General features: G+C 68.2%; 8 protein-coding genes. 4 read left to right on the top strand and 4 right to left on the bottom strand.

The features are described 5' to 3' along the window. The coding region (locus AC1DWT_RS47450) for a beta-ketoacyl synthase N-terminal-like domain-containing protein (RefSeq protein WP_477925923.1) at positions 1-3,878 on the top strand (3,878 nt) is incomplete at its 5' end. 9 nt (positions 3,879-3,887) lie between these two features. Further along, positions 3,888-4,280 (top strand): holo-ACP synthase AcpS, encoded by a 393-nt coding sequence (gene acpS, locus AC1DWT_RS47445; RefSeq protein ID WP_009474123.1) that lies wholly within the window; start codon positions 3,888-3,890, stop codon positions 4,278-4,280. 68 nt (positions 4,281-4,348) lie between these two features. Here acpS and AC1DWT_RS47440 read toward each other — a convergent pair whose 3' ends face one another. The 3 genes from AC1DWT_RS47440 to AC1DWT_RS47430 form a co-directional block, all read right to left on the bottom strand. After that, the gene (locus AC1DWT_RS47440; RefSeq protein ID WP_072947030.1) at positions 4,349-5,038 is read right to left on the bottom strand and encodes a TetR family transcriptional regulator; all 690 of its coding nucleotides are present in this window, start codon (positions 5,036-5,038) and stop codon (positions 4,349-4,351) included. An 81-nt stretch (positions 5,039-5,119) separates the two neighbouring features. After that, positions 5,120-5,890, bottom strand: a complete 771-nt coding sequence (locus AC1DWT_RS47435) for an ABC transporter permease (RefSeq protein ID WP_241031280.1) — start codon at positions 5,888-5,890, stop codon at positions 5,120-5,122. Next, a complete protein-coding gene (locus tag AC1DWT_RS47430) occupies positions 5,887-6,867 on the bottom strand; it encodes an ATP-binding cassette domain-containing protein (RefSeq protein ID WP_206012773.1) in 981 nt (326 codons plus the stop codon). The genes AC1DWT_RS47435 and AC1DWT_RS47430 overlap by 4 nt, the downstream gene beginning before the upstream one ends. Positions 6,868-6,926: 59 nt before the next feature. Here AC1DWT_RS47430 and AC1DWT_RS47425 point away from each other — a divergent pair, with 59 nt between their 5' ends. Continuing rightward, complete coding sequence (locus tag AC1DWT_RS47425; protein ID WP_072947036.1) at positions 6,927-7,682, top strand: TetR/AcrR family transcriptional regulator; 756 nt, start codon at positions 6,927-6,929, stop codon at positions 7,680-7,682. 26 nt (positions 7,683-7,708) lie between these two features. Here the strand turns inward: AC1DWT_RS47425 and bcp are convergent, their stop codons facing one another. After that, positions 7,709-8,182, bottom strand: a complete 474-nt coding sequence (gene bcp / locus AC1DWT_RS47420; protein ID WP_095864958.1) for a thioredoxin-dependent thiol peroxidase — start codon at positions 8,180-8,182, stop codon at positions 7,709-7,711. Between the two features lie 176 nt (positions 8,183-8,358). Here bcp and AC1DWT_RS47415 point away from each other — a divergent pair, with 176 nt between their 5' ends. Then, positions 8,359-8,580, top strand: a complete 222-nt coding sequence (locus AC1DWT_RS47415; protein WP_037236402.1) for a DUF3618 domain-containing protein — start codon at positions 8,359-8,361, stop codon at positions 8,578-8,580. Positions 8,581-8,806: the final 226 nt, after the last annotated feature.

The following is an 8,806-nucleotide window of genomic DNA, read 5'->3' as shown; positions in this document are numbered from 1 at the left end:
GCCTGTGGACGAAGCTCCGCCCCGACCAGGTCGGCCCCGTCGACACGATCGAGGCGCTGTGCGACGGCGTGTCCTCGCGGCGTAACCAGCTGCTCGTCGACCTCGGCTCCGAGCTCTCGCTCGGCGCGATCGACGGTGCCGCAGACGCCGACATGGGCTCGCTCGCCGGCACGGTCGACTCCCTGGCCCGCACGTACAAGCCGTTCGGCCCGGTGCTGTCCGACTCGATCAACGATCACCTCCGTAAGGTCTTCGGCCCCTCGGGTCGTCGTCCCGCGGCCATCGCGGACCGTGTGAAGAAGGTCTGGGAACTCGGCGACGGCTGGGCGTACCACGTCACCGCCGAGGTGGCGCTCGGAACCCGCGACGGTTCCAGCATCCGTGGTGGTGACCTCGGCGGCCTGGCCGGCGGCGGTCTCGCCGACGGCGCCGCAGTGGACGCCGTCATCGACAGCGCAGTGGCCGCAGTCGCCTCGCGCCGCGGAATCAGCGTCTCCCTCCCGTCCTCGGGCGGCGGAGCCGGTGGCACCGTCGACGCAGCGGCGCTGGGTGAGTTCACCGAGCACATCACGGGCCGCGACGGCGTGCTGGCCTCGGCTGCCCGCCTCGTGCTCGAGCAGCTCGGCTTCGCCGGCGACACGGCGGCTGCAGCGCAGCCGACCGACACCGAACTCGTCGACCTCGTGTCGGCGGAACTCGGTTCCGACTGGCCGCGACTCGTCGCTCCCGCGTTCGACGCCAAGCGGGCGGTGCTCCTCGACGACCGCTGGGCCAGCGCACGTGAGGACCTGGCTCGTCTTTGGATCGACGCGGCAGGCTCCGAGTCCCTCGAGATCGAAGGCTTCGCCGGTGCAGGCAAGTCCGTTGCGGCACAGGCCGCATGGTGGCAGGCCCGCGCAACCGACGAGGGTCGCACGGCTCTGGCCGAGAAGTACGGACGCATCGCGGAGGCGGCAGTCGTCGTCACCGACGAGACCCCGGAATGGGCAGACCAGGTCGCCGTCGTCACCGGCGCCAGCAAGGGCTCCATCGCGGCCTCGGTCGCAGGGAAGCTCCTCGCCGGCGGCGCGACGGTCTTCGTGACCACCTCGCGTCTCGACGACAAGCGTCTCGGCTTCTACCGCGACCTGTACCGCCGCAATGCCCGCGCCGGTGCCGCCCTGTGGGTGGTTCCCGCGAACATGGCGTCCTACACGGACATCGACGCACTCATCGAGTGGATCGGTGAAGCCCAGTACGAGACGGCCGGTGGATCGAAGAAGCTGGTCAAGGAAGCGGTCACCCCGACGCTGCTGTTCCCGTTCGCCGCGCCCCGCGTGGCAGGCGACCTCGCCGACGCCGGCGCCCGCGCCGAAATGGAGATGCGTGTACTCCTGTGGTCGGTGGAGCGCCTCATCGGCGGACTGTCGAAGATCGGTTACGACCGTGACGTCGACACCCACCTGCACGTCGTGCTGCCCGGTTCCCCGAACCGCGGTCTGTTCGGTGGCGACGGCGCGTACGGCGAGGCCAAGGCCGCGCTGGACGCAGTGGTCGGCCGCTGGAAGGCCGAGCGCAACTGGGCCGAGCGCGTCACCCTGGTGCACGCACTCATCGGCTGGGTCCGCGGAACCGGCCTGATGGGCGGCAACGACCCGCTGGTCGAGGCCGTCGAAGGCGCCGGAGTCCGTACCTGGTCCACCCAGGAAATGGCTACCGAGCTGCTGCAGTGGTGCGAGCCCGAGGCACGTCGCCTCGCCTCCACCGAGCCGCTCGCGGCCGATCTGACCGGTGGGCTCGCCCAGGCGAACCTGGATCTGCCCGCTCTGGCGAAGCAGGCTCAGGACGCTGCGGCTGCCGCCGCCGAGGCCGACGAGGTCGCGGAGGCGCTCGACACCATCGCGGCCCTGCCCGCCCCGCCGCGGGTCTCCGCGTCAGTGGCTCCGGCCTGGTCCGGCGTCACTGCGGCTCCGGAGGACCTCGTCGTCATCGTCGGCGCCGGTGAGCTCGGACCGTTCGGTTCCTCGCGCACCCGCTTCGAGATGGAGGTCGACGAAGAGCTTTCGGCGGCAGGCGTTCTCGAACTCGCCTGGAACACCGGACTCGTCGTGTGGGAGACCACGCCGTCCGCAGGCTGGTACGACGCCGAGACCGGGGAACTGGTTCCGGAGGCCGAGATCGCAGACCGGTACCACGACACGGTCGTCGAGAACTGCGGCATCCGTCGCTACGTCGACGACGGCGCCATGATCGAGAACACTGCACCGCTGCTCACGTCGGTCTTCCTCGACAAGGACCTGAGCTTCGTGGTCAGCACCGAGGCGGAGGCACTCGCCTTCGTCGAGGCCGACCCGGAGAACACGGTTGCAGCCCCGGTTCCGGACAGCGGTGACTGGCAGGTCACCCGCCGTGCGGGCACCGAGATCCGCGTCCCCCGCAAGATGAAGCTCACGCGCAGCGTGGGTGGCCAGATCCCGACCGGCTTCGACGTCACCAAGTGGGGCATCCCCGCCGACATGGCCGACTCCGTCGACCGGGTGGGCCTGTGGAACATCGTCGCCACGGTGGACGCGTTCCTCACCGGTGGGTTCACGCCCAGCGAACTGCTGCGGTGGGTGCACCCCTCGCTGGTCGCCAACACCCAGGGCACCGGCATGGGCGGCATGACCTCCATGAGGTCGCTGTACATCGACACGCTGCTCGGTGAGAACCGGCCGAACGACATCCTGCAGGAAGCCCTGCCGAATGTGATTGCGGCGCACGTGGTCCAGTCCTACGTCGGCGGTTACGGCGCCATGGTCCACCCGGTTGCGGCGTGCGCCACGGCCGCGGTGTCCGTCGAGGAGGGCGTCGACAAGATCAAGCTCGGCAAGGCACAGCTCGTGGTCGCCGGCGGGTTCGACGACCTCAGCGCGGAGGGCATCATCGGATTCGGTGACATGTCCGCCACGGCCAAGACCGACGACATGCGGGCCAAGGGGATCGACGACCGTCGATTCTCGCGGGCCAACGACCGTCGTCGCGGCGGGTTCGTCGAGTCGCAGGGTGGTGGCACCATCCTGCTGGCCCGCGGTGACCTGGCACTCGAGATGGGCCTGCCCGTCCTCGGTGTGGTCGCCTACGCCGGATCGTTCGCGGACGGTGTCCACACGTCGATCCCGGCTCCCGGAATCGGTGCGCTCGGCGCGGGTCGTGGGGGAGCGGATTCGCAGCTCGCCCAGTCCCTCGGCAAGCTCGGTGTCAGTGCCGACGACATCTCGGTGATCTCCAAGCACGACACGTCCACCGCGGCCAACGATCCCAACGAGGCGGAGCTGCACGAGCGCCTCGCCGGGGCACTCGGCCGCAGCGAAGGTGCACCGCTGTTCGTGGTCTCGCAGAAGAGCCTCACCGGACACGCCAAGGGTGGTGCCGCAGCATTCCAGCTGATCGGTCTCTGCCAGGTGCTGGACCAGGGCATCGTGCCGMCGAACCGCAGCCTCGACTGCGTCGACGAGAAGATGGCCGAGTTCGAACACCTCGTGTGGGCCCGGGAGGCGCTCCGCTTCGGCGAGCAGTTCCCGCTGAAGGCCGGTCTGCTGACCAGCCTCGGCTTCGGGCACGTGTCGGGCATGGTCGCGGTCGTCCACTCGCAGGCGTTCGTCGAGGCCGTCCCGGCCGACCGGCGTGAGGCGTACCTCGAGCAGGCACGCAAGCGCACCGTCGAGGGTCAGCGTCGTCTGGCGAAGGCCATGGTCGGCGGCGGCAGCCTGTACGAGCGTCCGGCGGATCGTCGCTTCGGCGGCGACAGTGTCCCGGCCGCCGCGTCCCGTCAGCTCGAGGCGGACGTCCTGCTCACCGAGGCCGCGCGCCTCGGAGCGGACGACGTGTACAGCTCGGGTCTGCCCGGCTGCAAGTAGGAACGACGGATGGGAGTTCTGGGGATCGGCTTCGATCTCGTGACGGTGTCGGAGTTCGCCGAGCAGCTGGACCGGCCAGGGACGGCCATGCTCGACAACTTCACACCGGGCGAGCGTCGGGACGCCGTGACCCGGAGCTCCGATCCGGCTAGACATTTCGCCGCCCGGTGGGCTGCGAAGGAGGCAGTGATCAAGGCCTGGTCCACGTCTCTCTTCGCCAGCCCGCCGGTGCTGCCCGAGATGATCCACCACCTGATCGAGGTGGTGACGGATGCGTGGGGGCGACCGAGTATCCGCTTACGCGGGGACGTCGCCAAGCATCTGACCGATGTGAAGATTCACATCTCGCTCACCCACGACGGAGACATGGCCGGCGCGTTCGCCGTCATCGAATCCGTGTAGGCGCCTCCGGCGCTCGTGCGCCTTTCTGGTAGCCCCGGCAACCGGAAGGGCGCACGAGTGCGTAGCGCCTACGTGGTGCGCGATTCCTTTTCGGCGACCAGCAGGTACGCCACCATCAGCCGTTTCAGTTCGGCGACGGCGTCCGCGTGGCTCTGATTGTCCTGCACCGAGAAGTTGAGCATCGAGTACACGACGTGGACGAGCACCTCGGCCATCATCGTGCGCCGCTCCCGCGACGTCTGCGGGGTGAGAGGCGCCAGCATCCGCGAGACCTGCTCCGCGAACGCCTTCTCGTGGATGGCGCCGGTGGCGCGCGTCGAGGGCGTCGACTGCATCGCCAGCCACACCTCGCGCCTCGACGGATCAGACGTCCACAGCCCGGCCATGTGGTCGACGAACGAATTGAGGAACCGCAGCCAGTCGAGGGACGGGACCTCGCCGTTGAACTGGGCGATCTCGTGCTGCACGCCGACGAGGTCCTGCCGGTTGAGCTCGCAGACGATCACGTATTTGTTCGCGAAGAACTGGTAGAGCGTGCCGATCGGGACGTCCGCGCGGGCGGCGACCTCCTCGCACGTGAACGATTCGAATCCCACGTCCACCAGCAACTCCCGCGATGCCGTGAGCAGTGCGTCGAACTTGCGGCGGCTACGTTCCTGGGTCGGACGTCTGCGCGGCAGGAGTTCCTGCGGGTCCGACTGCAGCTCCAACGCCGGATCCACACGGCGCGGCGCTTGCTTGCTGACTGAAGACTCCACCGCCCCAGGCTATCCGTCTTTCGTCCGGATTCCGAAGATCCCTCCCGGTGACGCGTCGGGTTTCACCTGGGCGGGAGAGACTCAGCGGGCCGTCTTGCGGGTGAACGATGTGATCGCCCACACAGCGCCGACGGCGGCGATTCCGGCGCACCACGACACCGCGGGTAACGCCGTGTCGCCGACGGGTGTGCCCAGCAGCAGGCCACGGACCGTTTCGATCACCGGCGTGACGGGCTGGTTCTCGGCGAAACCGTGCAACCAGCTCGGCATGGTGTCGGTGGGAACGAATGCGCTGCTGACGTATGGCAGGAACAGGAGGAGGAACGTGAATCCGTTGGCGGCTTCCTCGCTGTCGGCGACGAGTCCGAGCGCGGCGGCGAGCCAGGAGATCGCGAGGATGAACAGCGCGATGAGCGCGAGCGCGCCGAGCCACTGCATCGGTCCCGCCGTGGGGCGGAATCCCATGATCACGGCGACGCCGATCACGACGAGCGACGTGACGAGGTTCCGTGCGACGCTCGACACAACATGACCGAAGAGGAAGGCCGAGCGCGCGACCGGCATGGACCGGAAACGGTCGACGATGCCGTGCACCATGTCTCCGGTGACGCTCACCGCGGTCTGCGAGGAACCGAAACCGGCGCAGAGCAGGATTATTCCGGGCACCACGTAGTCGAGGTACCCGGTCCGGGTCTGCATGGCCCCGCCGAAGACGTACACGAACAACAGCAGCAGCATCACCGGAAGAGCGACGCCCATGATCATCGTCTCGGGAGTGCGGAGCATGCGGGTGAGGCTGCGACCGGTCATGGCCGCGGCGTCGTCCACGGCGGACCGTATGCCGGTGATCATCGGGCTGTCGCCTCGTTCCGGATCGGGGACGCGTTCGACGTGTCGGTGAGCGCGAAGAAGACGTCGTCGAGATCGGGGGCGTGGAGCGAGAGCGTGTCGACGGTGACACTCTGGTCGTCGATCCGTCCGAGAAGAGACTTCAATTGGCCGATGCTCCCGTCGGTGGGCACCTGGATCGCCAGACGCTCGGTGTCGAGGACGGCGTCGCCGAAGGCGCGTGCGACGTGGTGCAGTTCGGACGGCTGCGTGAGCGTCAGCTCGAGGTGGCCGCCGGGAACGAGGCGTTTCAGTTCGGCGGGGGTCCCCTCGGCGACGACCCCGCCTCCGTGGAGGACGGCGACCCGGTCTGCCAGGTGGTCGGCTTCCTCGAGGTACTGGGTGGTGAGAAAGACGGTGACGCCGTCGTCGACGAGGCGCCGGACCATCTCCCACATGCTCTGACGGCTGCGCGGGTCGAGTCCGGTGGTCGGTTCGTCCAGGAAGATGATGTCGGGGCCGGAGATCAGGCTCATCGCCAGGTCGAGGCGCCTGGTCATGCCGCCCGAGTACGTTCCCGCGCGGCGGGCTCCCGCGTCCACCAGGTCGAACCGTTCGAGCAGTTCGCGCGTGCGTGTCCGGCCGTCCGCCCGGCCGAGGTGGCTCAGCCGGGCCATGAGCCGGAGATTCTCCTCGCCGGTCAGGAGGTCGTCGACCGCCGCGTACTGCCCGGTGAGGCTGATCTTTCGCCGGACTCCCTGCGGGTCGCGACGGAGGTCGTGGCCGGCGATGGTCACCGTGCCCGCATCCGGCGGTGTCAGCGTGGACAGGATGCGGACCATCGTCGTCTTACCCGCCCCGTTGGCGCCGAGGAGAGCGAACACGCTGCCGCGTGGCACGTCGAGGTCGATGCCGTTCAGGACGGCGACGTTTCCGTAGTTCTTGCGCAATCCCCGGACAGAGATGGCCGACTCCGAAAACTGTGTATCTCGTATACTCATGGTGTGCAGCGTACGCAGTTTTAGGATGAGCGCAAGACCCCGACGAAGTGGACCCGTGCATGCCCCCATCGAACGACCTTCCGGACGACCGCTCCACCGCCACTCTGCCCAAGGCGGTCCGGCTGGCATGGGGGATCGAGGAACCGGGGACTCGCGGACCGCGGAAAGGGCTCAGCCTCGAACGGGTCGTCGATGCGGCCATCGAGGTGGCGGACGCCGAAGGTCTCGCGGGCCTGTCCATGAGCCGGGTCGCGAAGCAGCTCGGGTTCACCACGATGTCGCTGTACCGGTACGTCGACAGCAAGGACGATCTGGTGGAGCTGATGGCCGATCGGGCCATCGGTCAGCCCAGCGGGCTCGTCGTATCGGGTGGATGGCGGGACCGGCTCGAATCCTGGGCGCTGGGCGAGTACCGGGCGGTCCGGGCGCACGCGTGGTGGCCGGAGGTGACCATCTCCGCTCCTCCGACGGGCCCCAACAATCTCGCGTGGCTGGAAGCCGGTCTGCAGTCGCTGGCCGACACCGGCCTGAGCGAGGACCGGAAGCTGCAAGTGGTGCTGAACGTTTCGCTGTTCGTGATCGGGCGGGCGCGGTTCGCGCTGGACCTGGAACGGTCGGCGAAGGCGGAGCAGGTCGACTACGCCCGGCTGCTCCCGCTACTGCTCGACGAGAAGCGGTTTCCCGCACTGCGGGCGGCGATCGAGGGGGGTGCGTTCGATGCCGGTGACGAAGATGACGCGCACTGGCTCGAACACGACTTCCGGTTCGGCCTCGACCGGATGCTCGACGGCATCGAACGGCTCACGGGCGGCTGACGAGACACAGCCGCCCGTCGCGCCGATCAGACGGACAGGTCCCGCCGCAGTTTCGCGACGTGGCCGGTGGCCCGGACGTTGTACTGGGCCACCTCGATCTTCCCGTCCTCGTCGACGAGGAACGTGGAGCGGATGACGCCCTGCACCGTCTTGCCGTACATCTTCTTCTCGCCGAACGCGCCCCACGCCTCGAGGGTGGTCTTCTCGGGGTCGGACAGGAGCGGGAACGTCAGTTCCTCGTTGTCGCGGAACTTGGCGAGCTTGGCCGGCTTGTCGGGGGAGATGCCGATCACGTCCAGTCCTGCGCCGTTGAGGTCGGCGAGATTGTCGCGGAAGTCGCAGGCCTGTTTGGTGCAGCCCGGCGTGCTCGCCGCCGGGTAGAAGTACACGACGACCTTGCGGCCGCGGAAGTCGGCGAGCGACACGTCGTTGCCGTCGGCGTCGGGCAGCGTGAAGGCGGGGGCGGTGTCTCCAGGGGCGAGTCTGCTGTTGTCGGTCACGAGAAGTCAGGCTACCGGGCAGGGGCGACAGTGGGCCGAAGGGCGATTGGGGGAGACGGCGACTGGGAAGACGGGGTCGCAGGCCGGGAGTTCTCGTCTACGGTTGACACAAGTGTGGGAACGCCGCGGTAGCGTCGCTCTCGCTGATCGAACCAGTCGAACAAGTTGGAGGACACGTGCCCAGGGACACCGAGAGCATCGAGCGTGAGATCGAGAACGCGCGTAATCAGCTCGCGAGCACTCTCGACGAATTGACGGTCCGCACCAACCCGAAGCGGCTCGTGGAGAACACGAAGCGGACGCTGATCGCGAAGCTGAACGAGCCGGCGGTCAAGTACGGACTGATCGCCGTGGGTGCGGTGGCAGGGCTCCTGGTGCTCCGCAAAGCGTTGCGCTGAACGACCCCCCGTGACAACGGGCCGTCGGAGGTGAAGTTCGCAGTGACTTCACGTTCCGGCGGCCCGTTCGTCATCTGACCGCCCGCACGGTCCGGTGAGATGGTGACAACGAAAAAGGCCCCCATCCTCGTGAGAGGATGGGGGCCTTCGTGCAAGTGCGCCCACAGGGACTCGAACCCCGGACCCAGTGATTAAGAGTCACTTGCTCTACCAACTGAGCTATAGG

The organism is Rhodococcus sp. P4_B6, from assembly GCF_056402215.1.
The sequence above is the reverse complement of the archived record's forward strand: the minus strand, read 5'-3'. Positions and strand labels throughout refer to the sequence as shown.

What these genes read in the sequence shown, in the direction of transcription:
- acpS (WP_009474123.1), top strand. Translation starts at nt 3,888, where the DNA reads ATGGGAGTTCTGGGGATCGGCTTCGATCTCGTGACGGTGTCGGAGTTC.
- AC1DWT_RS47435 (WP_241031280.1), bottom strand. Translation starts at nt 5,890, where the DNA reads ATGATCACCGGCATACGGTCCGCCGTGGACGACGCCGCGGCCATGACC.
- AC1DWT_RS47430 (WP_206012773.1), bottom strand. Translation starts at nt 6,867, where the DNA reads ATGAGTATACGAGATACACAGTTTTCGGAGTCGGCCATCTCTGTCCGG.
- AC1DWT_RS47425 (WP_072947036.1), top strand. Translation starts at nt 6,927, where the DNA reads ATGCCCCCATCGAACGACCTTCCGGACGACCGCTCCACCGCCACTCTG.